29 protein-coding genes are annotated in these 22,592 nt (G+C 52.8%); 11 read left to right on the top strand and 18 right to left on the bottom strand.

Annotated features, from left to right (window positions below):
• Positions 1 to 13: 13 nt before the first annotated feature.
• The 8 genes from VGH19_12430 to VGH19_12395 all read right to left on the bottom strand — a co-directional run bounded on the left by VGH19_12430 (position 14) and on the right by VGH19_12395 (position 6,302).
• Positions 14 to 1,105 (bottom strand): hybrid sensor histidine kinase/response regulator, encoded by a 1,092-nt coding sequence (locus tag VGH19_12430; protein HEY1172171.1) that lies wholly within the window; start codon positions 1,103 to 1,105, stop codon positions 14 to 16.
• A gap of 44 nt (positions 1,106 to 1,149) precedes the next feature.
• On the bottom strand, positions 1,150 to 3,273 hold the full coding sequence (locus tag VGH19_12425; GenBank protein HEY1172170.1) for an ATP-binding protein: 2,124 nt from the start codon (positions 3,271 to 3,273) through the stop codon (positions 1,150 to 1,152).
• Positions 3,274 to 3,370: 97 nt separating this feature from the next.
• Positions 3,371 to 4,546, bottom strand: a complete 1,176-nt coding sequence (locus tag VGH19_12420) for a hypothetical protein (GenBank protein HEY1172169.1) — start codon at positions 4,544 to 4,546, stop codon at positions 3,371 to 3,373.
• A gap of 7 nt (positions 4,547 to 4,553) precedes the next feature.
• A complete protein-coding gene (locus VGH19_12415) occupies positions 4,554 to 4,817 on the bottom strand; it encodes a hypothetical protein (GenBank protein ID HEY1172168.1) in 264 nt (87 codons plus the stop codon).
• A 32-nt stretch (positions 4,818 to 4,849) separates the two neighbouring features.
• Positions 4,850 to 5,239, bottom strand: a complete 390-nt coding sequence (locus VGH19_12410; protein ID HEY1172167.1) for a phage holin family protein — start codon at positions 5,237 to 5,239, stop codon at positions 4,850 to 4,852.
• A gap of 9 nt (positions 5,240 to 5,248) precedes the next feature.
• Positions 5,249 to 5,539 (bottom strand): DUF883 family protein, encoded by a 291-nt coding sequence (locus VGH19_12405; GenBank protein ID HEY1172166.1) that lies wholly within the window; start codon positions 5,537 to 5,539, stop codon positions 5,249 to 5,251.
• Positions 5,540 to 5,597: 58 nt separating this feature from the next.
• Positions 5,598 to 5,750 carry a lmo0937 family membrane protein gene (locus VGH19_12400; GenBank protein ID HEY1172165.1) on the bottom strand — a complete coding sequence of 51 codons (153 nt, stop codon included), beginning with the start codon at positions 5,748 to 5,750 and terminating at the stop codon, positions 5,598 to 5,600.
• A 75-nt stretch (positions 5,751 to 5,825) separates the two neighbouring features.
• Complete coding sequence (locus VGH19_12395) at positions 5,826 to 6,302, bottom strand: hypothetical protein (protein ID HEY1172164.1); 477 nt, start codon at positions 6,300 to 6,302, stop codon at positions 5,826 to 5,828.
• 510 nt (positions 6,303 to 6,812) lie between these two features.
• Between VGH19_12395 and VGH19_12390 the strand changes: the two genes are divergently transcribed.
• The 11 genes from VGH19_12390 (at position 6,813) to VGH19_12340 (ending at position 15,040) form a co-directional block, all read left to right on the top strand.
• A complete protein-coding gene (locus tag VGH19_12390) occupies positions 6,813 to 7,022 on the top strand; it encodes a CsbD family protein (protein ID HEY1172163.1) in 210 nt (69 codons plus the stop codon).
• Between the two features lie 81 nt (positions 7,023 to 7,103).
• The gene (locus VGH19_12385; GenBank protein HEY1172162.1) at positions 7,104 to 8,936 is read left to right on the top strand and encodes an AI-2E family transporter; all 1,833 of its coding nucleotides are present in this window, start codon (positions 7,104 to 7,106) and stop codon (positions 8,934 to 8,936) included.
• 223 nt (positions 8,937 to 9,159) lie between these two features.
• Positions 9,160 to 9,321: a DUF1328 domain-containing protein gene (locus VGH19_12380; protein ID HEY1172161.1), complete on the top strand. Its 162-nt coding sequence runs from the start codon at positions 9,160 to 9,162 to the stop codon at positions 9,319 to 9,321.
• A 46-nt stretch (positions 9,322 to 9,367) separates the two neighbouring features.
• Complete coding sequence (locus VGH19_12375) at positions 9,368 to 9,577, top strand: DUF3185 family protein (protein HEY1172160.1); 210 nt, start codon at positions 9,368 to 9,370, stop codon at positions 9,575 to 9,577.
• A 275-nt stretch (positions 9,578 to 9,852) separates the two neighbouring features.
• A complete protein-coding gene (locus VGH19_12370) occupies positions 9,853 to 10,425 on the top strand; it encodes a protoglobin family protein (protein ID HEY1172159.1) in 573 nt (190 codons plus the stop codon).
• 136 nt (positions 10,426 to 10,561) lie between these two features.
• Positions 10,562 to 11,098: a GbsR/MarR family transcriptional regulator gene (locus VGH19_12365; GenBank protein ID HEY1172158.1), complete on the top strand. Its 537-nt coding sequence runs from the start codon at positions 10,562 to 10,564 to the stop codon at positions 11,096 to 11,098.
• A 180-nt stretch (positions 11,099 to 11,278) separates the two neighbouring features.
• Complete coding sequence (locus tag VGH19_12360) at positions 11,279 to 11,701, top strand: DUF393 domain-containing protein (GenBank protein HEY1172157.1); 423 nt, start codon at positions 11,279 to 11,281, stop codon at positions 11,699 to 11,701.
• Positions 11,702 to 11,709: 8 nt separating this feature from the next.
• Positions 11,710 to 12,573, top strand: a complete 864-nt coding sequence (locus VGH19_12355; protein HEY1172156.1) for a membrane bound O-acyl transferase family-domain-containing protein — start codon at positions 11,710 to 11,712, stop codon at positions 12,571 to 12,573.
• 3 nt (positions 12,574 to 12,576) lie between these two features.
• Positions 12,577 to 13,002, top strand: a complete 426-nt coding sequence (locus tag VGH19_12350; GenBank protein HEY1172155.1) for a hypothetical protein — start codon at positions 12,577 to 12,579, stop codon at positions 13,000 to 13,002.
• Positions 12,999 to 13,961: an NAD(P)H-binding protein gene (locus VGH19_12345; GenBank protein ID HEY1172154.1), complete on the top strand. Its 963-nt coding sequence runs from the start codon at positions 12,999 to 13,001 to the stop codon at positions 13,959 to 13,961. The genes VGH19_12350 and VGH19_12345 overlap by 4 nt, the downstream gene beginning before the upstream one ends.
• Positions 13,962 to 14,257: 296 nt before the next feature.
• Positions 14,258 to 15,040, top strand: coding sequence for a DUF2071 domain-containing protein (locus VGH19_12340; protein HEY1172153.1), 783 nt, complete (start codon positions 14,258 to 14,260; stop codon positions 15,038 to 15,040).
• 8 nt (positions 15,041 to 15,048) lie between these two features.
• On the opposite strand, the gene gatA is transcribed toward VGH19_12340, so the two are convergent.
• The 10 genes from gatA to VGH19_12290 form a co-directional block, all read right to left on the bottom strand.
• A complete protein-coding gene (gatA, locus tag VGH19_12335; GenBank protein ID HEY1172152.1) occupies positions 15,049 to 16,515 on the bottom strand; it encodes an Asp-tRNA(Asn)/Glu-tRNA(Gln) amidotransferase subunit GatA in 1,467 nt (488 codons plus the stop codon).
• Positions 16,516 to 16,533: 18 nt separating this feature from the next.
• Positions 16,534 to 16,818, bottom strand: a complete 285-nt coding sequence (gene gatC, locus VGH19_12330) for an Asp-tRNA(Asn)/Glu-tRNA(Gln) amidotransferase subunit GatC (protein ID HEY1172151.1) — start codon at positions 16,816 to 16,818, stop codon at positions 16,534 to 16,536.
• A gap of 104 nt (positions 16,819 to 16,922) precedes the next feature.
• Entirely contained in the window at positions 16,923 to 17,225 is a 303-nt protein-coding gene (locus VGH19_12325; protein ID HEY1172150.1) for an HPr family phosphocarrier protein, read from the bottom strand.
• Between the two features lie 46 nt (positions 17,226 to 17,271).
• The gene (gene hprK, locus VGH19_12320; protein HEY1172149.1) at positions 17,272 to 18,234 is read right to left on the bottom strand and encodes an HPr(Ser) kinase/phosphatase; all 963 of its coding nucleotides are present in this window, start codon (positions 18,232 to 18,234) and stop codon (positions 17,272 to 17,274) included.
• A gap of 33 nt (positions 18,235 to 18,267) precedes the next feature.
• Positions 18,268 to 18,990 carry an LPS export ABC transporter ATP-binding protein gene (gene lptB, locus VGH19_12315; GenBank protein ID HEY1172148.1) on the bottom strand — a complete coding sequence of 241 codons (723 nt, stop codon included), beginning with the start codon at positions 18,988 to 18,990 and terminating at the stop codon, positions 18,268 to 18,270.
• 11 nt (positions 18,991 to 19,001) lie between these two features.
• Entirely contained in the window at positions 19,002 to 19,535 is a 534-nt protein-coding gene (locus VGH19_12310; GenBank protein HEY1172147.1) for an LptA/OstA family protein, read from the bottom strand.
• A gap of 2 nt (positions 19,536 to 19,537) precedes the next feature.
• The gene (locus VGH19_12305; GenBank protein HEY1172146.1) at positions 19,538 to 20,014 is read right to left on the bottom strand and encodes a hypothetical protein; all 477 of its coding nucleotides are present in this window, start codon (positions 20,012 to 20,014) and stop codon (positions 19,538 to 19,540) included.
• Positions 20,011 to 20,547 carry an HAD hydrolase family protein gene (locus VGH19_12300; protein HEY1172145.1) on the bottom strand — a complete coding sequence of 179 codons (537 nt, stop codon included), beginning with the start codon at positions 20,545 to 20,547 and terminating at the stop codon, positions 20,011 to 20,013. The genes VGH19_12305 and VGH19_12300 overlap by 4 nt, the downstream gene beginning before the upstream one ends.
• Positions 20,548 to 20,680: 133 nt before the next feature.
• The gene (kdsA, locus tag VGH19_12295; GenBank protein ID HEY1172144.1) at positions 20,681 to 21,478 is read right to left on the bottom strand and encodes a 3-deoxy-8-phosphooctulonate synthase; all 798 of its coding nucleotides are present in this window, start codon (positions 21,476 to 21,478) and stop codon (positions 20,681 to 20,683) included.
• Positions 21,479 to 21,558: 80 nt separating this feature from the next.
• Complete coding sequence (locus VGH19_12290) at positions 21,559 to 22,536, bottom strand: DUF975 family protein (protein HEY1172143.1); 978 nt, start codon at positions 22,534 to 22,536, stop codon at positions 21,559 to 21,561.
• Positions 22,537 to 22,592 lie beyond the last annotated feature (56 nt).

The raw sequence follows: 22,592 nt of genomic DNA, 5'->3' as shown, positions 1-22,592 counted from the left end.
CATTCTCCAAAAATCATTTCAGTGCCACCGGCAGGCGGAGGGTGAAAGTGGCCCCAGCGCCCGGTTCGCTTTCACAGATCACTTCGCCACCCATCTCTTGCATAAGTTTTTTTACGATGCTCAGGCCCAGTCCGGTGGAAGGCTCGCCACCAGTGGGCCTGGCGGAAAGTCGGCCATAACGTCGGAACATACGTTTTTTATCCTCTGGGGTAAACCCAGGCCCCTCATCCTGCACAACGCAAACCACATGTTCACCTTCGACACGTACTGTTATTTTGATCTCTTTGTCGGGCTGGGAAAATTTGACCGCATTGGAAAGCAAATTGTCCAAAACTTGGTTAAGTGCCGTGCTGTCCGCGTAAACGTGAGTATCTTGCTGCGGAAGGGTGGCGAGGACTTGAAGGTTTTTCCGCGCGGACGCCTCCTGATGCTCCAGCACGATGCCGTTCACTGCTTCAGCCATACTTACACGGTTTTTTTGCAATTGAAGTCCGTGATCCACTGAGGCATTGGCCAAAAACTCCTTCACAAACACAAGCAACTGTCCGGTCGACTGGCACATGTTATCTACGAGCCGCATGGTCTTCGGGTTTTCTACTGCCCCCATTCGGTCCTTCAGCAGTTGGGCGCTGAGTTGCATTCCGCTCAAGTGGTTCTTCAGATCATGGGCCAGAATCCCCAACAGCTCGTCCTTGTCCTCAGCGAGCTGATACAAGCGGTCCCGGGCGGCTTTAAGTGTCAGATGTGTTTTAACACGAGAAAGCAGTTCGGCGTGATTGAAGGGCTTGGTGACATAGTCAACCCCGCCTTCATTGAAGGCTCGGATCACGAGCTCCTTGTCGTCCGCAGCCGAGACGAATATGACGGGAATATCTTTCCAAGCCGGGTTCTCACGGATCTGACGGCAAACTTCGAAACCGCTCATGTCTGGCATGATGACATCCAGCAGAATGAGGTCGGGTGTCCGCAATGCCATCCGTTTGAGCGCAGTGGTGCCGTCAGCAGCGGGCACGATCTCATACCCCAGTTTACCCAAGATGTTGCCGACGACCTGTATATTCACCGGCTGATCATCCACTACCAGTACACGAGCAGAGACAGGCATGCTCACCGTATCGTTCCCCGCATTGTCAGATGTTTTCCCCAATTTCATACTTTTCCGTGCATAGCCTCTTCCAGACGCTCGATCAGCTTTGGGAATTCGAGCAGTCTTTTTTCCATTTCAGTCACATCGTAAGCATTTGCGAACACGGCGAGTTTCGTCGCATATTGATGCAGGGGTGCGCAAGTGAACTCTCCGCCCAGTGCTTCGAGTTTTCCAGCAAATGCCGAGACTTCATTCACACCCAAGGTGCCACAGAGCGCCGGCCATTCATCTTGGGCCAGTTGCTGCAGCCGTGTAACGAGCTGCCCCAGCAATCCCGGATCAAGTTCCTGCTCTACCACCAATGCGGGTGTCTGTGCCGTCGTCTGGCGGGGCAGGAAATGAGCCAGTTCATCATAAAGCTGCCGCATGGAAAAGGGTTTGGAAAGAAAGGCGTTGAACCTCACTTTGGCAGATTCATTCTGCTGGAATGTGCTGGCGGCCGTCACCGCGATCACGGGTAGCATTTCCGTGCCGGGTATTTCCCGTATCTTTTCCAGCGCTTGATGTCCGGTCATTCCTGGCATGCGTATGTCGAGCAACACCAGATCCATCCGCATGTTTCGGACTTTCTCGATGGCCTCCAGACCGCCTGACGCGAACACCAGTTCATGATGAGAACCGGCGAACATGCCGGCGAGCAGCTCACGATTCAATTCATTGTCGTCTGCCACCAGCAGCTTTGAAGGGCAGAAATCATTGAAATTCACAGGCTCATCCGGCTCCACGGAAGATTCGGGGATGCGGGGGGAAACCGCGATGTCCGGCAACCGGAGATGGAAAACGCTGCCTTGCCCGACGATACTGGCCACCGTGATGGTGCCTCCCATGCGATCAGCCAAACGACGGACGATCGCCAGCCCCAATCCCGTGCCCTCTTTGTCACGCACGTCATCGCCTTGGACAAAAGGTTGAAAGATGGCGTCAAGTTTCTCTTTTGGTATCCCTTCACCTGTGTCTTGAACTTCGAAAACAAGTGTCACTTTGTCGCTTTGTTGCTGCTTTTCAAACGAGACCTTCATCTCGATGCTGCCTTTATTTGTAAATTTCACGGCATTGCCGACCAAGTTCACCAGTATCTGTCGCAAGCGGAGCCGGTCCAGCAGCAATGCTCGCGGCATATCCTCCACGGGATGGCAAATCAGTTTGATCTTTTTTCGTGTTGTTATCTCGGCAAATACCGTGCGGACAAATTCGCAGAGCTCACGTGGGTCGGTAGGCTCCGGGCGGAGCACCATAGCTCCTGCTTCGATCTTGGAAATGTCGAGCACATCATCGATCAACTGCAACAGGGAGCCGGCGCTGGAGCGGATCGCCTTGGCATAATGGCGTGGCTTGGGCTCTCGCAGTTCGGTCTCCAAAAGCTCACTAAAGCCCAAGATCGCATTCATGGGCGTACGTATCTCGTGACTGACGTTTGCAAGGAAAACAGTCTTCTCAGCACTGTTCCTTTCCGCCTGAAGTTTGGCCTCCACCAGCACGCGCTCCCTCTCTTGGTGCTTCAGAGTCGATCGGGCGAGCCAGAATGCGAAAAGCCCCGCACCTATGCCGAGAACGCCTGCTACCAAACTGGTAAGACTGGCACGCCTGAGTTGGGATCGCTCCTTGCCACCCTCGTCGGAGATAAGATGGGCGCGCAGACTGTGGATAGAGGCAATTTCATCCCTGATTTCATCCATCAATTTTCTGGCCCGCCCATCGTTGAAGAGCGCCTTGGTGGGCAGATAACCCTGATCCCTTCGTACCGCCACTATTTTATCATGATTGCTCAGGTGCAGCTCGACTTTTCCCCGCAGGTCCATGATGCGCTTGAGCAGGTCGGAGTCATTGCGGGTCAACTCAGCGAGATAGTCAAATTTGACGGGAAGCGCAGTTTGGGCCTGCTTCATCGGCACAAGAAAATCATTTTCCCCGGTGATGACAAACCCGCGTGCCGAAGTCTCCACGTCCAGCAGCATCTTCAATACTTGCTCTACTTCCGTCCGTATCACAATCGCCCGTCTCGCCGCTGCCAAACGCTCGGAAAGTTGCAACCACGTCAGTGCTGCCAGCAACACACTTGCCACTGACAGGGTAAGCCATACCAATACTACGGTTTTATAGAATTGGTTGCCAGGTTGACGCAGCATAGTCTCTAAAACTCAGCGCTCATCAGTTAAAATCAACGTCCGCCGCAAAAACACTTTCGCCTGACATCAGTCCGGCAAAAGCATGCGGAGATTCTTGTTACTCTCGGGCCTTGGCCAGCCGTTTCCTGGCTTTAAAATCATACTGGAACAGCAGACCGACGCTGTGCGCACCTTCATCACTCCCTCTAATGGCGTTGAAGCCATATCCATATCGCAACACGACCCGGCAGCTTTGTGATTCAGGGGAATAGGCGATGCCGGCACCGGCACCGGTCTGCCATACATCCGGTTGGGCGAAGCCATCCAGATAATCGATGGCCGCAGAGGCGACTTCGGCGCGAAATTGCCACCGCCGGCTCGGACTGAGCGGTAACATGTAACTGGCATGAAGGTGGACGAATCTTTCCGCCGTCAACTCCTGATAGTAGTAGCCCGGTAAAATCAGCGGATATTCCGCCCCCAAAGGCAACACACTTCCCAACCGCCAAGCACTGAAACGGTCAGCACTGGAAGATCCTGCTGCGGTGACAGAGAAAGAAACGTGATGCCCGGTATTGGTCCAGCCGTAATTAAGCCCGGCGTATACCCAATAAAGATCTGTGTGCGACTTCACCGGACGCTCACCGGCATAGCCGAAATTTTCACTGTCAAAACGCTGCTGGCGCTCATACCAGAGGGAAACTTCCAGCCCCAAGTCCGGGTAAAGCACAGGCTCTTTCCCGGCAAAACGCAAACCTGTACGGACGAAGCCGACCTTATTGTCTGATGGCACTGTGAAGTTACCAGCGGTCCTGTCAGTCTCATCGAAAATCGAATAACGGAAGCCTGTGCGCGCGACGAAGCTCAAGGGAATGGAATGGTCAGGATTAAGCCGGTGATAAGCGTTCACGGAAAGTCCGCCGGCGTGCCCATCAAAACTCTCTTCTTTGTAGTAATGTCCTTGGCGAACTTCGTAGAAATTATCACTGAACCCTCCACCATTAAAACCGATGCCGAAGTCGGTATTCGGAGAAATCAGCTGTTTGAAGCCCAATTCACCATCCAAGTAAACGGGGGCTATGACAAGCCTGAGAGTCTTGTTCGTCGCCAGGAAATCAGGGTCGTTATAGTAGTAGAACGCATATGCCGCCTGCGGCCCCTGCCCTTTGAACGATTGATCATATCCCAGATGGACGATGCTCCGCTCCATGGGGTCAAGTTGTGCCTGGGCATCACTGATGATGCAACCTAGCATCAACATCACCAGAAATGCCGTGTATGTGTGTTTCAGCATAAATCCCTCAATCTTTTCCCAAGTCCTGCTTTTTCCAAATGGAGGCACCGGTCATGATCATTCTCAGCAAAAGCGAGAATATGCCCGGCTGTTCCCCGGCCTCGGGGTCTTTCTTTCGATCAGTGTAGAAACTGCGCACCGCCCTGAAACCCGCCACGACGAATCCGGCGGTGTTAATTAATGAGCGACCTTCCTCCACAACTCCGGATACTTCCTGTTTTAAAGTGGCGAGTTCATTGCAGCACTCTATGCGATTCAATTCGCTTTCCATCAACAAAAGCTGTTTCCGCGCCTCCAAGGAGTTCAAAGCAGATTTTGATCCAGACATTCGCGGTCCTTTCGCAATTGCTCCAACGTTCCCGGCAACGTTTGCCAATCCCGTTGCAAAGCCATCATACGATGATACAAATATGCGGCCATCAAACCATAGATCAGAGTCATTATCACCAGAGCCAGCACTGGTGAGCGCTCCCAGAAAAACAGCATGACCGCCAAGGTCAGCGCGATGCCTGCCAGCAAGCCGAATACTGCCATGCCTACGACAAGAAGCAGCACTTTCACCAATTTCTCACGCTCTTCCTGCACCTCGAGCAGGAAGAGCTCAATACGATTCTCCCCTATGGCGAGAAACCGGTGCAGCATCCTTCTGGCAAGAGATGTTATGCGACCGAACTTCCCAGGAGATGCATCCATAAGAGTATTCTAATTGCGGCGTGCCAAAAGATAACCGATCAGTGCGCCAACGCCCAAGGCGATGCCTATGGATTCATATGGATGGGCACGAATGGTTTTGTCCGCCGCCTTCACCCCCGCCACGGCCTGATCCTGCACATGTTCAATGGCATCCTTGCCCTTATCCAACACGGCGGTGATGCGTTTCCGAGCCGCGACCACCCTCTCCTCTGCCACGTCTGCTGTCGCCGCAAGGAGTGCGCGTGCGTCTTCCGCCAAAGTTTCCAGATCGGTAGAGACCGCTTCAGTATGTTTTTTCATGGTATTTGTTTTCATGGGTCTTGTTTTATTGCATTCGGGCTTTCATCGCTGCCGGACTTCAGCCCCGAACTCCGCGTCCTTGGACGAGACGCACCAATACGGCGATGATGGCTACGACCAAGAGAATGTGGATGAAACCGCCCAAAGTGTATGACGAAACCAGTCCCAGCAGCCAGGCGATGACGAGTATTAGAGCCAAGGTGTATAACATATTTTTAACAAGTTAGTTGTTCACCTTTATAGCCCTGCAGGTTCCGTGCCTTGACATTCATTCCCGTTTTTCATGTCAGGCAAATTCCGCTTGCAAAGCATTCCGCCCATTTCGAGCCACCCCTGATTCCACGATGTTTTGGGTCCCGGCAGTTTGTAAAATTTCCTTGGCCCGGCGGAGCTTAGAAAGGCTGCCAGGATGGACTGAAATCACGATCCCTCCTTTTTTTACATGCACCTCATAGCTGCGCGCCTCGGGTTCAGAGAATCCTTTGGCCATCAACAAATTCGCGATACCAGCATTCTCACCCAAACCTTTGACAACTGACTTCGCTGATTTCAAAAACTTCTGCCCGAGAACAGCAACATGACCATTGCGAGATGCATTGCCACCCATTTCTACGCATTGCCTTTGAGCTGTCATCATTCCTCTTTTTTCAGGAACACATGCCGAAATGTCTTTTGCAGGGAATCCTTCCTGTTTTAGCCAGTCCACGACTTGGTGTGCATGCAAAGGAGAATTGGTCAGGCAAAGAAGGATTTGCTTGGTCATACTAAGCTCTACTTTGTAGTTGGGTTAGGTTGTGGATTATCAGGCAAATGGACCTGTGCTAATCAAACTTACTTAGCTCAAATCATACCGCCCAAGCGCCTCCACAAAAAAAATCACAAGATGCTTAAACAGAGCAGTTTACAGATATACAATCCACTTGCTGCAGCAATCACTTTCACGAAAAATGCACACTGCCACCCGTTCGTTCATTGCAATATGCATAAAAGCCTCACTCCCTCAAGTAACAAGGCCGCTCATCATACAATCTGAAGAACCTCTCATTGGCTTCATTGGTAGATAGATTGCATCGCTTTTTGAATAACTTATGCAAAAAGCAAGGTGTAGCCGAGCAAAGAAATAACTCAAAAAGTGATGCAACAAATTGTAAATCAACCAGATATGTAAAAACTCAGAAACAATGGCACCTAAACTGCGCCATTTTAATGAATCGGGGCCGTAAGACTGAATATTTACGGCAAAACCATGTAAATCAATCTACCAATCAAACAAATGAGTACTCTAGTCGTAAAAGGCAATTGGAACATCGCCAAGGGCAAGCTGAAGCAGAAATGGGCAAAGCTAACTGACGATGATTTGCGCTTCGTAGAAGGCAAAGAAGAAGAACTCGTAGGCCGCATCCAAAAACGTACTGGTGAAACGGAAGACCGAGTCCGGAAAGCGCTTGATGAAGCCTGCGATGGCAAATCCACCAACCGGTAACTATCGGCCGGTCAAGAACGCGGGCCGTTTGGCGAAACCCCGTTTCGCCCGGCCCTGATTTGCATTTTCACTTATTTCGCCATGGAACATACCCATCAAAACCCCAGCCAAAGAAGAAGCCTCTCGGCGTTGCTGTTACTGGCTGGCGGCAGTTTGGTGATCGGCATACTCTACTTTGGAAGAGAGATATTGATTCCCATAGCTCTTGCGATACTTCTCACCTTCATCCTATCCCCTGTCGTCACAAGATTGCGCAGATGGGGGTTGGGGCAAGTTCCATCAGTCATATTGACCGTGGTGCTGACCTTTGCCCTGATAGCGACGGTAGGCACGATGATTGTGGTGGAACTGAAGAGTCTAGCTGACGATCTGCCTGCTTATCGCGAGAACATACGGCAAAAGATATCCGACATCCGTAGTGCCAGCAACAACGAGTCTCTCATCAAGGTGAAAGACATCGCCAAAGAGATTGTGGATGAACTTAAACAGAATCAGCCATCCAAGACCAACACGACGGATGAAGCAACTGTCGGCACAAATGCTCCGGTTGTAGTTCAGGAAAAAACCACCATCGCAGAGAAAGATCCGGTGTTGGATTCGCTGATGGAGCAACTTGGATCGGCTGGTCTGGTCGTAGTGCTTGTGGTTTTCATGCTGCTGCGCCGGGAAGATCTCCGCGATCGTGTGGTACATCTGGCTGGAAGACAACGCCTGGTGATGACAACCAAAGCGATTGAAGAGATCAGCCAGAAGGTCAGCCGCTATCTGGTGCGACAATGCATATTAAATGCAATCTTTGGGTTTGGCATCGCTATCGGTTTGTCACTGATCGGTTTACCTTACGCTGTTTTGTGGGGTTTTATGGCAGCCATAGCCCGTTTTATTCCGTATGCCGGACCTGTGCTGGGAGCCGTGGCACCCGTGTTGATGAGTCTGGCGGTCTTCAACAGTTGGGTCTCACCGCTCATTGTGATCGGTTTGATCTTGGGCTGGGAATTGCTCAACAACATGGTGCTCGAGCCTGTCATATATGGCCAGGGAATAGGCGTTTCAGAAGTCGCTTTGCTGGTCATGATGGCTTTCTGGACGTGGCTTTGGGGGGCACTGGGCCTTGTGCTCGCTGCACCGTTGACGGTCTGTCTGATGGTGATTTGCAAGAGCATACCCGAACTGAATTTCATCAGCCATCTGTTGGGCAGCCGAGCTGCCTTGACACCTCACCAGGCACTTTATCAGAGACTTGTGGCGCAGAATTCAGACGAAGCCCTGTTGCTCGTCCAAGATTTCTTGAAGACTCATACGCGCACAGAACTTTTTGATCTGCTAATCCTGCCGACTTTGTTGGCGTGCCGCCATGATGAGAAAGCGGGGTTGCTCCCGCTGCAAACAAGACACCAGATACTCTTGCTTATCCGGCAGTTGATGGAGAAAAGCCGTATCAAGAGCACACCCGATGACTCTCCGCAGACCAAGATCACCACCCGGCCATTGGTGGTGGGCTGTCCGGCCCAAGATGCAATCGATGAGATGGCTCTCTTGCTCCTCTCGGACAGCTTAGGAAGTGAACATATCTTTATGCCTGTGATCTCTGCTGATCTGGATGCAAGTCAACGGGCGGCAGAACTCGCAGCACTCTCACCCAAGGTGATTTGTTTGGGCATAGTTTCGGATGAACCTGACTTCCTTGCGCAAGGAATGTACCAGCATATCAACGAAGAACTGCCGGCGAAACCGGTTGTCATAGGCTGCTGGGGATCTGTCACACAGATCAAAGGACTTCCTGAAAATAATCACTTGATGGAATCGGCCACCACGCTTCTGGAAGCCCAAGTCAAATTACGTGCCTACTGCAGCAGTGCCAGCGAAGAACAATTACCGGCCATTTCTTCATCGAAGCTGCAAACTGCCACCTGAGGTCGCAGCCAAAGAAGCCGATCATTCATCATGCAAAACGCAATGAAGCCTAGTGATTTTGAAACGTATCCTGCCAGCAACGCCTTCAATGAAGTGCTACCACATTTTCACAAGTGATTGATAAAAAGCAAATTACACACACATCAGGCACCTGAGATGAAGTTGGCCCACTCAACGCTATTAAAGGGTAAGAAAGTTAAAACAAATAAGTGAAAGGATAAATATGTTAAGCTGGACCATTACCTTCCTGATCATCGCTCTGATTGCTGCCGTGCTAGGTTTTTCCGGCATAGCAGGCGCGGCTGCAGGAATCGCAAAGATCCTGTTCCTGGTGTTTATCGTATTCTTCTTGGTGGCGCTGATTGGCGGTCGCCGCAGTGTCTAAACAGCAAGAGTCCAAACAATCTCAACAATCAATAATAGGCTATATTATGAACAAGTATCTTGGAATCGCCCTGCTAGTCGCAGGTGCTGTGCTGGTCGTCTTCGGCATACAGGCTTCTGACTCATTTAGCTCGGATGTTTCCCGGGCATTCACTGGCAACCCCACAGATAAATCCATGTGGTTGCTGGTTGGCGGTATCGTCTCTGCCATCGTCGGTTTCTTTATGACGATGGGCGGAAGATCATTGAAGTCATAATCCGTGCTTTAAGGTGATTGTTCACCAACTGCGGCGGTGGTGGAGCTAAATATCGCTCTCCACCGTCGCAACTTTTTCAACGCTATGCCATTTTGGCATTGACCCCCGCCGTTCTTCCTACTCCGCATGGCTCATTCAGGAAAATCCTTTCCAATAGATGCAAATTATGTACATCTTTCAACAAACCCAGCGGTGAACAAACCATCTAACAGGTCCACTCTGATGGAACAAATGCTGACTGCATCAGCACATCACAACTAAATAAAAGACAACAAATGAAGAAGATTGACGAGGCACGTTTGGAGACAGACTTGGAATATCGCTTTAACTATCTCTGTGAATTTATCGGGTTCAGCGACGATGACATCAAAGTCATTCACAGTGCAGCTCCGTTACTCGCCCCACTGGTCCCTGGCTTGGTGGATGCAGTTTACGCCAAGCTCATCGGCTATGACGCAACCTGGCGCCATTTCGTCCCACGCCAGGCAGGCTACACAGGAGACACGCCTCTCTCGGTGGAATCCCTCACTATGGATCACCCACAGATCCAATTCCGCAAGCAGCACCTCGCCCGCTATCTCGAGAAGCTCGTCACCGCGCCCTATGACGGCAAGTTGGTGAACTACCTCGATTTCGTCGGCAAAATGCATACCCCAAAAGCGGGCAATCCGCACCTCGATGTTCCGCTCATCCAGATGAATTCCCTCATGGGCTTTGTAGCGGACGCGGTGAATGCGACGATCATGGGATTCGACATTCCCCATGATCTGAAAGCTGCTGCGATCAGAGCCTTTAGCAAGCTGTTGTGGATTCAGAACGATTTGATCGTGCGGCACTACGCCAAATAATCGGCTCTTCAACATAATTTAATCAGGAGCAGGCGGAAATCATCGCCTGCTCTTTGCTTTTTTCAAAATCAACACTCTCTTGACAATTGACCCAATGTTCTCTAATTTCTGTTTAGACAGAAATAACGGAACACACATGAATACCCTGACCCCAGTTCAGCAGAAGTTCATCCTCCATTGGGGAGAAATGGGCACGCGGTGGGGTATCAATAGGACGGTGGCTCAGATTCATGCCCTGCTCTATCTCTCGCCTAAGCCGCTCCACGCGGAAGAGATCGCGGAGACGCTGGCTGTGGCTCGCTCAAACGTGAGCAATAGCCTGAAGGAACTTCAGGGCTGGGGCATCGTGAAGCTGGTGCATGTATTGGGTGACAAACGAGATCACTTTGAATCGATGAAGGATGTGTGGGAAATGTTCCGAGTGGTGCTAGATGAGCGAAAGAAGCGGGAAATCGATCCCACCCTCACGATGCTACGGGAATGCCTCATCGAACTGGAAGATGAGAAGGCGAAGGATACGTACACCAGCGAGCGCATCCATGCGATGCGGGATTTCTTTGAGACGACCACGGCTTGGTATCAACAGGTGCGCGCCTGGCCTACGAATGCGGTGGTGCGCTTTGTGAAGCTGGGCGACAAGGTTTTGCGGGTATTAGGAATCGGCGGGAGCTGATGTTATGCCTCCACTGGCTAAAGTCATTGGATTCGAGACACTTGTCTTAGGGACTCTCATTGTCATGACTTTCTTGATGAGGCAACCCGTGATCGCAGTGGTAATCGGCGGCGGGTTGTTAATGACAGCGGGTATTCTGAAGCGGCGGAAGAAAGTTTAATTTTTTTGAAAATAATTTCTGTGAATACTGAAATTACAGATACGATTAACGGAACAGTGTTCTTCGATGGTGAATGCCCGATGTGCCAGAACCTGGCCCGGCAGTTCGGCCCCCTGCTCCATCGACGCGGGTTTGAACTCATGCCGCTCCAAGTCACATGGGTCGCCCCGACGCTGAAGGTGACGCGAGCTGACCTGATGGAGGAGATGCACCTGCTCTGCACGGATGGCCGGGTATTACGCGGCGTGGAGGCTTATCTGGAATTCGCGCGGCATGGTCTGCTCACCCGCTGGCTGGTGCCCGTGGCGCGGCTGCCGCTCATCTATCCGCTGCTGAACCGTATCTATCGTTACACGGCGGAGCACCGGCATTGCACAGGCGGACACTGCAAGATCCATCGACGAGTTTATCACCGCACCATCCCCTTTCTGGATATGCCATGAATGCGACTATGAATAGAATCCTCGCAGCCTTGTTGCTCCTGTGCCTGACGGCGTTGCCGTTCAGCGTGAAGGAGCAATTGCCCGCGTGGATGTTCATGTGGGCTTTGGCTTTCGCACTCTACTTCGGCTGCAAGGTTCTGACCTTGGTGGAGGCCGGTCCGGCATTTATCACGACGCATGGTTTCCGCACACTCGGTTACTTGCTCTTGTGGCCGGGCATGGACCCAAAACCATTCACGCAGAAGGCAAAAGATTTCATAACACCTAACATGAAAGCTTGGGCCACTGCCCTCTTCAGAACGCTACATGGAGCAGCATTGATCTGGATCGTAGTGCCACGAATCAATGAAGTGCATTGGATCCCGCGTGCAATCATCGGCATGCTGGGCGTCATCTTGCTGTTGCACTTCGGCTTATTTCGTTTACTCGCTCTTGGCTGGCAATCACGACACATCGCAGTACGGCCTTTGATGGATAACCCTACCCGTGCAACGAGCCTCACAGAGTTCTGGGGCCGTCGCTGGAACAGCGGCTTCCACGATCTCATGCACCGTTACATCTTTCGTCCTTCCACGAAGAGGTTCGGTGTGCGCACCGCCATGCTGCTGGTCTTCCTAGCCTCAGGCTTGATCCATGAACTGGTCATCACCGTGCCTGCGGGTGGCGGCTACGGTCTGCCAACCCTTTACTTTCTGCTGCAAGGACTGGGTGTGGAGATGGAACGCAGTGATTTTGGCAAACGCTTACAACTCGGTCATGGGGCGAAAGGCTGGTGCTTTGTGTTTCTGGTCACGGCTGGTCCCGTGGCCCTGCTCTTTCCTCCGCCGTTCTTGCACAACGTCATTTTGCCCATGCTGAAAACCATCACCTGATCTATGAATACTGAACTCCTTATCGCTCTGCTAAAAGCCGCTGGCTTGATGCATCTCGGCATCCTCAGTGCTGGATTGCTCATGCCACAAGTTGTCGGTCTCAAACGTCATCTGGGGCCGTTGCCACCTTTCATCAACAGCCTGTTCTGGGTGTATTACACCTTCATCGGCGCCTGCGTGATCGGGTTCGGACTATTCACATACGTCATGGCACCGGAGCTGGTCATGGGCACGACGATGGCGCGCGGGGTGCTGACCTTCCTCGCCCTCTTCTGGCTGTTGCGCATCGTCGTTGCAGTATTCATCTTTGATATGACGCCTTACCTCACCAGCAAGATGATGCACGTAGGTTATTGGTGTACGAACGCGGTGTTTGTTTATTTCACAGCGGTGTATGCCGTAGCGGCATGGAAAGGTGGTAATCTATGAAAATCGCGATCACGGGTGGAACTGGATTTGTGGGGAAACATCTGGCCCGGAGGCTGGTGGCGGAAGGTCATGAAGTGGTGCTCATCGCACGCGGTGCTGATAAGCGTGACACCACCACTACGCAACTGCCGCACATCAGTTTCCGGCCAGTTGGCACCAGTGATGAGGCCGCACTTACGGAAGCATTCCAAGGTTGTGATGCCGTAGCTCATTGCGCAGGCATCAACCGTGAAATCGGTGAACAAACCTATGCGAATGTACATGTGCAAGGGACCAGAAACGTGGTTACTGCTGCGCAAAAGGCAGGCGTGAAACGGATCACTCTCATGAGTTTCCTTCGTGCTCGGCCCGACTGCGGTTCCGGCTATCACGAATCCAAATGGGCCGCAGAAGAGATCGTCCGCGCATCGGGATTGGATTACACGATCCTCAAGGCCGGCGTGATCTATGGTGATGGCGATCACATGCTAGACCATTTGAGCCATGCGTTTCATACGTTTCCGGTCTTTGCGTTTGTAGGCTTCAATGAACAATTGGTGCGCCCTTGTGCCGTGGAAGATGTAGCAACCATTCTAGAGGCAGCACTGGTGAAAGGACGGCTGGCGAAAGCGACCATGGCGGTCACAGGACCCGAGGAACTGACTTTAAGCCAAGCGGTGCGCCGGGTGGCGAAGGTCGCGGGCAAACGGCCATTTTTCTTTCGCGCTCCATTGTGGTTTCACTACGCGTTTGGATGGGTGTTGGAACGCGTCATGACGATACCTCTTATCGCTACGGCTCAAGTGCGAATCCTATCGGAAGGCGTGACCATTCCTCTGCCCTATGTTGAAAAATTACCGGAAGATCTAAAGCCCCGCATTCCATTCAGCGAAACGCAGATTCGAAAAGGTCTGCCTGCACCGAAAGGATTTGGGAGGGAGGATTGCCTTTGCTGGCAGGCGATTTTTGGCAGGGCTTAGCTTCAACCAGGCAGTAAAGGGTAATGCATTAAACCGAAAATCATCATCGCAGGTGGTACCGGATTTCTGGGAAGGCTGCTCGCGAAGTATTTTTCAGCCAAGGAGCGTGAGGTGGTGACAAGAGCCGTCGCGTGGTGACAGACAGGTTGTCACGTGAAGGGTTTCAGTTCAGGTTTAGTGAAGTAAGGGCGGCGTTGGAAGATTTGGAACGCAATCCGTGATGACAGCGAACAGGATGCTCGCATAACCCGCAGCCAAAGATTGCTGCGCTGCAAGGGAAAGCGACGGCGAAAGCTATGAATGCGATAGACGTCGAGCAAAGGGTGACGATAAACCTGAGCAACCAAGCACGGGCGCGGATGCTTTCGCTACCGGGTGAGCCGCTATTCATAGCAGACTGGGTGGGATTGTTCTTCCTGCATTTCGAGGTGAATGCCGAGGCATTGCAAAGTGAAGTCCCCTTCCCTCTCGATCTCTATGAGGGGCGGGCTTTTGTCAGTTTGGTATCCTTTCAATTGGAGCGTTTGCGCCTGTTCAAAGCGCCGAGCCTGACGGAAACCGTGCTTCGCCCCTTCACGAGAAGTCATTTTCTCAATGTGCGTGCGTATGTGACGCATCGCGGAGAGCCCGGCATCTATTTCATGCAGGAATTTCTCTCGAACAAGTTGAGCATCCCGTTTGGGCGTCCTGCATATGGATTGCCATATCACCACGCTGCGGCTGACCGCCGGATTGATGACACATCGGGGCACCTTGATCTCAGACTCTGTGGTGAAAACCGCCAAGCGTTTATCAATGCGGCGTTGCAACAAGAAATCGCGCCGAAGCCTTGTGAAGACGGATCGCTCGCGGAATTTCTATTGGAACGATATACAGCTTACACGTGCCATTGTGGAGTAAAACGACGATTCCGCATCTGGCATCCCGTGTGGGAACAACGCGCGGTGGAGTTTCAACTACACGATGAGGGATTGCTGAAACAATCCGGCGCGTGGTTCATCCATGCGCAGCCCGGCAGTGGACATCTGGCAAACATCGCCAAAGATGTGTGGATGGGAAGGCCAGTTATCGTCAGCTAAACGTTTTCTCAACCCAATTGCGCGCGTTCCTTGTGCCAACCCGTCGCCTGTTCGTAGGCGTGGGCGATGCGCAGGAGCGTTTCTTCACCGAACGGTTTGCCAAGCATTTGCAGGCCGATGGGCAGTTTCGGTTCCTTGGTGAAACCGCACGGCAGACTCAGACCGCAGTTGCCCGCGAGATTGCACGAGATGGTGAAGATGTCCGAGAGGTACATCTGCAACGGGTCGGCAGATTTCTCGCCAGCTTTGAAAGCGGCAGTAGGCGTAGTCGGAGTAACGATGACGTCCACTTTCTCGAAAGCCTTATCGAAGTCCTGACGGATGAGCGTGCGGACTTTTTGGGCGCGCAGATAGAAAGCATCGTAGTAACCGCTGCTCAGCACATATGTGCCGAGGATGATACGGCGCTTTACTTCCGTGCCGAAACCGGCACCGCGCGTTTTCTTGTAAAGCTCGGAAGGATTGATGCCTTCAACGCGCTTGCTGTAACGGATGCCATCGAAGCGCGCGAGGTTCGCACTGGCTTCGGCGGTGGCCACGATGTAGTAGGTCGCCACGGCGTATTCCGTGTGCGGCAGGCTTACTTCCACGATCTCAGCACCCATGGATTCGAGCTGCTTTACAGCGGAATCAACAGAGGCTTTCACTTCAGGGTCCAAGCCGCCGATCATGTATTCCTTGGCGAGACCGATCTTCAAGCCCTTGATATCCCCCGTCAGCGCACTGCGATAATGCGGCACCGGCTGAGGGATGCTCGTGGAGTCACGCTGATCATGACCGCTGATCACTTCCAGCAAGGTAGCAGCATCGCGCACGTCTTTCGTGAACGGCCCGATCTGATCGAGCGAGGAAGCAAACGCCACCAGGCCGTAACGGGAAACGCGGCCATAAGTGGGCTTCAAACCTACGCAACCGCACAAAGCCGCTGGTTGACGAATGGAGCCACCGGTATCTGAACCGAGGCTGGCGATGCATTCATTCGCTGCCACTGAGGCAGCGGAGCCGCCAGAAGAACCGCCAGGAATGCGTGAGGTATCCCAAGGATTGCGCGTGGTGAAATAAGCCGAGTTCTCCGTGGAGCTGCCCATCGCAAACTCATCCATGTTCAAACGACCGAACACGATCGCACCCGCTGCCTTCAATTTTTCAACAACCGTCGCGTCATAGACAGCGGTGAAGCCGTCCAGAATCTTGGAAGCGCAGCCGAGCGGCTGTCCCTTCACGCTGAGCACGTCCTTCATGGCGATGGGCACGCCGAGCAAGGGTTTGTCCGTAGCGTTTGCACCCTTCGCGATGGCGGCATCGATCGCGGCTGCCTGGGCAAGAGCGTCGGCGGAGTCGTAGCTCAGGAAGGCTTTCACCTGACCGTCCACGAGCTGGATCTGGTCGAGGCAGGCTTGCGTCACTTCGCGCGCACTGGCTTCGCGCTGGGACAGTTTCGCGGCAACTTCGGAAATGGTGAGGCGGTTCAACATGACGGGAAAACGCTGAAATTACTCGACAATCTTCGGCACCAGGAACAGACCACCACCTTTGGACGGCGCGTTCTTCATGGCATCATCGTGCGGCAGGGACGGACGCACCTCATCAGGACGCACCACGTTCACGAGCGGGAAAGAATGTGCGGTCGGCTCGACATTGCTGACATCCAGCTCGCCCAGCTTCTCAATATATTGGAGAACGCCGCCGAGCTGGGAGCCCAGCTTGGCTTCCTCTTCCGGAGTCAAAGCGATGCGGGCCAAGTTGGCCACGTAATGGATATCAAAATCCGCAGACATGCCGCGAAGATTAGGGAGGGGTGAAACAAGTTCCAAGCCTTTTGAGGGGAAAGCAAACCTGCAATACAAAGCAAGTTCCGCCGCCTCATCTCGGCGGCTACGGCTTACTCTTCGTCAAACTTGCGTTTGAGGAGGGCTTCGATCTCCAGCACGGCTTGTTCGGCATCGGTGCCGTGGGCTTGCACGGTGATGCGGCTGCTGGGACCTGCCGCCAGCATCATGAGGCCCATGATGCTCTTGCCGTTCACCTGCTCGCCGTCTTTTTCGACGAAGATATCGCAGTCAAACTTGTTGGCGACCTTCACGAACATGGCCGCTGGCCGTGCGTGAATGCCCAACTTGTTGATGACCGTGAGTTCTTTCGTCACCATATCGTCGTCTTTGTCTGTTTTACGATTACTGCTCATCCGCGCGGGTAATATGTAAGCCACTTTGGCCAACTGCCAAGTGATTTCATAAATTCGCACCTTTTGTCATCCGGGCGATCAAGCGCTCATTGAGCTCCTGTGCAGCATTATGACCGGCAGCTTTTAATTGTTGTTGCAGGGCAGCGACTTCCACCAATCGAGCGATATCGCGGCCGGGACGGACAGGAATAGTGATGTGCGGCACATCCACGCCCAATATCTTGACCAAATCATCCTCCATGCCTAGGCGATCGACGTTTGGGACGTCATTCCATGCTTTCAGGCTGACGACCAGATCTACCTGTTTTTCGCGTCGGATGGCTTTTACACCGAACATTTGGGCTACGTTAATGATACCGATACCACGAACTTCCATGTGATCACGGGTGATTTCGGCACTGGTGCCCATGACCCGGCGACCATCGAATAAAGTGACTTTCGTGATGTCATCCGCCACCAAACTGTAACCGCGCTCGATGAGAGCCAGCACGCACTCGCTCTTACCGATGCCGCTCTCGCCCTTGACGATGACACCCATGCCGAGGATGTCCACCATACTGCCCATCTCCGTGCCGCGCGGGGCGAACATCCATTCCAGCGAGATGGTCGCCAGATTGATGAAGCGCATGGTGATGAGCGGAGTGCGGAAGATGGGGATATTCGCCTTCTCAGCCGCTTTTAAGAGTTCACGGTCCGGCTGAATATTGCGTGAATAGACGATGCACGGAACGCGATATGAGAACATGTTCTCATACCGTTTCTCACGTTCTTCAGGCGTCAGGGATTTGAGGAAAGTGGATTCCGCGCTGCCGATAACCTGGATGCGCTTGCTGGCGAAATAACGGGTAAAACCGGCGAGTGCGAGACCGGGACGATTTACGGTGGGCTCTTTGATGACCTTCTTGAGACCACTGGCACCCGCGACGAGGCGCAGATCAAGTTCACCACGATGGCTGGTGTAGAACTGCTCTACGGTGACGACATCCTGTTTGAACGGTTTTTTATCCATGAGGCGTGCCGCTTACTGCTCCTGAGAAAGCTACTACATGTTGAAATCCGGGCCGAGATAAATCTCACGGGCTTTGGGATCGTTGGCGAGGAACTCCGCTGTGCCCTGCACCAGCACTTCACCCTTGTGGATGATATAACCACGATCGATGAGCTTGAGCATCTCGCGCACATTGTGATCGGTGATCAACAAACCCAGTCCACGCTCTTTCAAACGTTTGACGATTTTGCCCACTTCATATTGTGCGATCGGATCAATGCCAGCCAGCGGTTCATCCAGCAAAAGCAATCGCGGGCTGGTGACCAAGGCGCGGGTAATCTCCAAGCGGCGTTTCTCGCCACCACTGAGTTGATAGGCTTTGCTCTTGGCCAAAGCGGTCAGATCCAGTTCCTCCAGCAGGTATTTCAGGCGGATCTTTTGCTCTTCTTTGGAGAGTTTGCACGTCTCCAGGATGGCCAGAATATTTTCCTCCACGGAAAGTTTGCGGAAGACAGACGGTTCCTGGGTCAGATAACCCACACCCATTCTCGCGCGCTCATGGATCGGCAGATCGGTGATCTCTTTGTCCTCAAAAAGCACCTTTCCCTCGTCAGGACGAACCAGGCCGACGACCATGTTGAAGGACGTGGTCTTGCCCGCACCGTTTTTACCCAACAGGCCTACTATCTCGCCGGGTTCCACCTTGATGGAGACACCATTGACCACGCGGCGACGGCTGTATTCCTTCGCCAGATTTTCAGTACGCAACAGGCTCATCGGCTTCCTTGCTACTTCTTTTCCTGTCCGGGTGCAGCCGGTTTCTTCACATCTGGGGTCGGAATCTTCACTTCCATCTGGATCTTCCCGTTCACAGCGGAAAATTTGCTCGCAGCCCGCTCATACAAAACTTTTTCCGCACCGCGCAACCAGCCCAGTGAATCTTCCAAAACGGGGTTATCGGTCAGCGTGATGATGTCGGTTTTGCCATCGTATTCAGCATGACCGGCGGTGGCGGTGTGCAAACCGTCCTTGTCGGTGATCGTGATGATGACTTTTCCTTCAGCGTAGGCCTTGTCGATACCGCTGTTATTGGTGGACCAGAGCACACGCAGCTTTTCGCAGTTGAGCTGCAACCCGGACTCGATATCTTTCACCATCACCGGCTTTCCCGTGATTATGGAAACACGGTTGGTGGTCGTGTATTCGAGATAGTTGCCCTCGATCTTGATGGAGCTGGTCTTTTTCTGCGTCTGCGCAAGCGCAGAATTTGCCAGCATGGCGATGCCGACCACCGCCAGAAATAATTTAAACAAATGTTTCATGCTCATTTCCCTTGTTTCTTCACGACCATGTCCCGGTTGATCTCGATCACGACTTTGTTAGAAACGATGATCCTCGAATCCGTCTGATCATAGCGAAAACCCACGCCGTTCAATTTGATTTTACCATCGCCACTGCTTGCTTGGACTGGCTGGTCGGAGGTAGCCACTTTGGCTTTTTGATCATACAGGCAGCTGGGTGAATTCACGACGATGTTGGTGGTTTTGACACCGTTCTCGTAGGAATATAATTCGGCTTTCACCCCGTTGATATCCACCAGTTGATTACCTTTTGGAGTGGCTTCCTTGGCGTAGAGCAGCGAGCTCAGACGATTTTGAGAATCGTAACCGGGGATGCTGATACCCTTTCCTTTGCCACCCATCTGCGGTTGCGCGGCGACTTGGAACAGACCCAGTGCAAGCACCGCCAGCACTAGCAGGAGCCAGTTTTGCCTTAGCCATCTGTCCAGGCGGTTCGTCATCGCGAATATTCTTCCACCAGCGGTTTCCAGTAACCTTGCGCTTTCAGGATCATTTCGCAAACTTCGCGCAAGGCACCATCACCACCGGGAGCTTTCGTGACATAGTGCGCGACATCCTTTGCCTCGGCAATGGCATTTGCCACGGCGGCGGCAAAGCCTGCTCGCTTCAACACAGCCAGGTCCACGATATCATCCCCCATGTAGCAGACCTGCTCCCACGTCACACCCGCCTGCTTCATCATGTCTTCAGCGGCCTGGGTCTTGGTGCCTGCTTTTTGCTGGTGTAAGTAATCGACCTTTAAATCCTTGGCGCGTTCAATCGTAGCAGTCGATGGACGGTTGGAGATCCAGCCGACTTTGATACCTTCCTTTTGCAAAAGGCGCAGGCCGAGGCCGTCTTGAATGCTGAAGCGTTTTAACTCTACGCCCTGCCCCATGATGATGGTACCGTCCGTCAATACACCATCCACGTCGCAGAGGAAGAGTCGGATGGCTTTAAGGCGTTTGAGTTGAGCGGATTTGGATAAAGGCATGAGATTAATGTCCAATGACGAAATCCGAATGACCAAGGAATGACGAATGAGCAATGTCCAATGAACGATGGCTATCCACTTGAGGCTTAGTCATTGGGCATTTCTTCGTCATTCGGGCTTGGGCATTCGTCATTTACTTCACTGCCTCACGTACTTTCAGCAGCGTTTTCAAGATCGCGGGCATGTCTGCCAACGCCACGGTGTTCGGTCCGTCGCTGAGGGCTTTGTCCGGTTCAGGATGGGTTTCCATGAAGACGCCATCGGCTCCGGCAGCTACGGCGCAACGGGCAAGGACGGGGGCGAATTCACGTTGGCCAGCGGACTTGTCCCCTCCTCCGCCGGGCAATTGCACAGAATGCGTGGCGTCAAAGATGACGGGAAAACCGAGCTGCTTCATGATGGGTATGGAGCGCATGTCCGCCACGAGGTTGTTGTATCCGAAGGTGGTGCCGCGCTCGGTGAGGAGGATTTTCTTACCACCGAACTCGGCAGCTTTCTTCACCACTTGCCCCATTTCCTTAGGTGAAAGAAACTGGCCTTTCTTCACATTCACCACGCAACCGGTCTCCACAGCAGCCTGGATCAAATCCGTTTGACGGCAGAGGAAGGCGGGGATTTGAAGGATGTCGACAAATTTACCGGCGAGCTTGGCTTGTTCTTCGGTGTGAATATCCGTCAACACCGGAACGCCGAGCTTATCACCGATACGGCGCAAGGTGGCCAGACCTTCCTCGATGCCGGGTCCGCGAAAGGACTGGCCGGAGGTGCGGTTGGCTTTGTCGTAACTGGCTTTGAAAACGTAGGCGATGCCAAGCCGGTCACAGGTCTTTTTCAAGCTGGAACCAATTTTCAGGCAGAGCGCTTCACTCTCAATGACACAAGGGCCGGAAATCAGGATGAACTTCTTTCCGGAGCTTAACGTCTTCCACAAATTTGCTGACGAACTCGTTGACACGCCGGGTGTTCTAACAGCGGGAACACCCGGTGGCAATGATAGTGAATGCCGTCAGCTTAGTAAGGCAGCTTGGCGGTCTTTCCGGGGAAAAGCTTCTCGTAAGCAACAGCTATTGCGGCGAAATACCATGGCACGGTGAACAACAAACCAACACCACAGAGAAGTGCGCCCAAGAAATTGACTATGCCACCGGCCAGAGAGAGTAAAAATAAAACGACCCATTTACGGGCGGATTGACGGACGCTGAGCTTGATGGCGGTCATCAAATCCACGTCCTTGTCCAAGATCAGGAGATAGGAGAACTGCAGAAATACCGTCACAGCGAACATCAGCACCATCATAATCAGAAACCCTGCACCCATGAGAATGATAGCCCCTGCAGAGAGCGCATCGATCGAGGGCGGGCTTTGCTGCGAGGAAGAGAACAGGCCGGCGGAGATGATACCGGCGAACATTACCCCGACGCCAGGAATCACGCAAATGAAGGTGATGATGGTGATGAGCAGGCCAGCCAGCATCAGCGGCACGAACTTGGGACCGAACCCAAGGAATGCATTGCCGACCCGACATTCTTCACCCCGGATCATCAGGACAAAGTAATACATGAAACCTCCGTAAAGGGGTCCGTAGATGAAGATTGAGGCAAGCCCCAGCAAAGGGATGGCGTTAATAGCCGTGTAAGTGAGAAAGACCAGCACAACCACACCGATCGTGACACCCAAATTACGTTGGAAAGCTTCCCAGCCTTTACCAAAGCACTCGCCGACGGTGATCTCCACATCCAACTTTTTGACCTGTTCAGCCCATTCTTCCGGGGAGGGATCGCTTGCACCGGAGGGAACAGAGGAAACCATGCCCGGGGTTGCCGTTGCCCCCGCAGTGCCAGCAACTTTCTCATAGGGCTGCCAGTTCGACATGCCCTGATGCCAGACGAGAGTCGTCCCTTGGATCACACCTTGCCGGAGCAATTCTGCCAGTTGTTCCTCGTTTACGGGTCCCTTCTGTTGCTTGTCTACCGCGTAGTACCAGTCCATGGATATCCTTTTGTTGCTGCGCATCCTGCCTGAACCTTCGCAAAAGACAAAGAAAA

The organism is Verrucomicrobiia bacterium, assembly GCA_036405135.1.
Lineage (GTDB): Bacteria > Verrucomicrobiota > Verrucomicrobiia > Limisphaerales > JAEYXS01 > JAEYXS01.
This window is presented reverse-complemented; position numbering and strand designations above follow the sequence as displayed.

Coding starts and splice junctions, on each gene's coding strand:
- VGH19_12370 (HEY1172159.1), top strand. CDS start 9,853: ATGAAGAAGATTGACGAGGCACGTTTGGAGACAGACTTGGAATATCGC.
- VGH19_12365 (HEY1172158.1), top strand. CDS start 10,562: ATGAATACCCTGACCCCAGTTCAGCAGAAGTTCATCCTCCATTGGGGA.
- VGH19_12305 (HEY1172146.1), bottom strand. CDS start 20,014: ATGACGAACCGCCTGGACAGATGGCTAAGGCAAAACTGGCTCCTGCTA.
- VGH19_12395 (HEY1172164.1), bottom strand. CDS start 6,302: ATGACCAAGCAAATCCTTCTTTGCCTGACCAATTCTCCTTTGCATGCA.
- VGH19_12310 (HEY1172147.1), bottom strand. CDS start 19,535: ATGAAACATTTGTTTAAATTATTTCTGGCGGTGGTCGGCATCGCCATG.
- VGH19_12325 (HEY1172150.1), bottom strand. CDS start 17,225: ATGAGCAGTAATCGTAAAACAGACAAAGACGACGATATGGTGACGAAA.
- VGH19_12350 (HEY1172155.1), top strand. CDS start 12,577: ATGAATACTGAACTCCTTATCGCTCTGCTAAAAGCCGCTGGCTTGATG.
- VGH19_12425 (HEY1172170.1), bottom strand. CDS start 3,273: ATGCTGCGTCAACCTGGCAACCAATTCTATAAAACCGTAGTATTGGTA.
- gatC (HEY1172151.1), bottom strand. CDS start 16,818: ATGTCTGCGGATTTTGATATCCATTACGTGGCCAACTTGGCCCGCATC.
- VGH19_12420 (HEY1172169.1), bottom strand. CDS start 4,546: ATGCTGAAACACACATACACGGCATTTCTGGTGATGTTGATGCTAGGT.
- VGH19_12340 (HEY1172153.1), top strand. CDS start 14,258: ATGAATGCGATAGACGTCGAGCAAAGGGTGACGATAAACCTGAGCAAC.
- VGH19_12430 (HEY1172171.1), bottom strand. CDS start 1,105: ATGCCTGTCTCTGCTCGTGTACTGGTAGTGGATGATCAGCCGGTGAAT.
- VGH19_12400 (HEY1172165.1), bottom strand. CDS start 5,750: ATGTTATACACCTTGGCTCTAATACTCGTCATCGCCTGGCTGCTGGGA.
- VGH19_12390 (HEY1172163.1), top strand. CDS start 6,813: ATGAGTACTCTAGTCGTAAAAGGCAATTGGAACATCGCCAAGGGCAAG.
- lptB (HEY1172148.1), bottom strand. CDS start 18,990: ATGAGCCTGTTGCGTACTGAAAATCTGGCGAAGGAATACAGCCGTCGC.
- VGH19_12290 (HEY1172143.1), bottom strand. CDS start 22,536: ATGGACTGGTACTACGCGGTAGACAAGCAACAGAAGGGACCCGTAAAC.
- VGH19_12380 (HEY1172161.1), top strand. CDS start 9,160: ATGTTAAGCTGGACCATTACCTTCCTGATCATCGCTCTGATTGCTGCC.
- hprK (HEY1172149.1), bottom strand. CDS start 18,234: ATGGATAAAAAACCGTTCAAACAGGATGTCGTCACCGTAGAGCAGTTC.
- VGH19_12355 (HEY1172156.1), top strand. CDS start 11,710: ATGAATAGAATCCTCGCAGCCTTGTTGCTCCTGTGCCTGACGGCGTTG.
- VGH19_12405 (HEY1172166.1), bottom strand. CDS start 5,539: ATGAAAAAACATACTGAAGCGGTCTCTACCGATCTGGAAACTTTGGCG.
- VGH19_12300 (HEY1172145.1), bottom strand. CDS start 20,547: ATGCCTTTATCCAAATCCGCTCAACTCAAACGCCTTAAAGCCATCCGA.
- VGH19_12345 (HEY1172154.1), top strand. CDS start 12,999: ATGAAAATCGCGATCACGGGTGGAACTGGATTTGTGGGGAAACATCTG.
- VGH19_12385 (HEY1172162.1), top strand. CDS start 7,104: ATGGAACATACCCATCAAAACCCCAGCCAAAGAAGAAGCCTCTCGGCG.
- VGH19_12415 (HEY1172168.1), bottom strand. CDS start 4,817: ATGGAAAGCGAATTGAATCGCATAGAGTGCTGCAATGAACTCGCCACT.
- VGH19_12375 (HEY1172160.1), top strand. CDS start 9,368: ATGAACAAGTATCTTGGAATCGCCCTGCTAGTCGCAGGTGCTGTGCTG.
- VGH19_12410 (HEY1172167.1), bottom strand. CDS start 5,239: ATGGATGCATCTCCTGGGAAGTTCGGTCGCATAACATCTCTTGCCAGA.
- gatA (HEY1172152.1), bottom strand. CDS start 16,515: ATGTTGAACCGCCTCACCATTTCCGAAGTTGCCGCGAAACTGTCCCAG.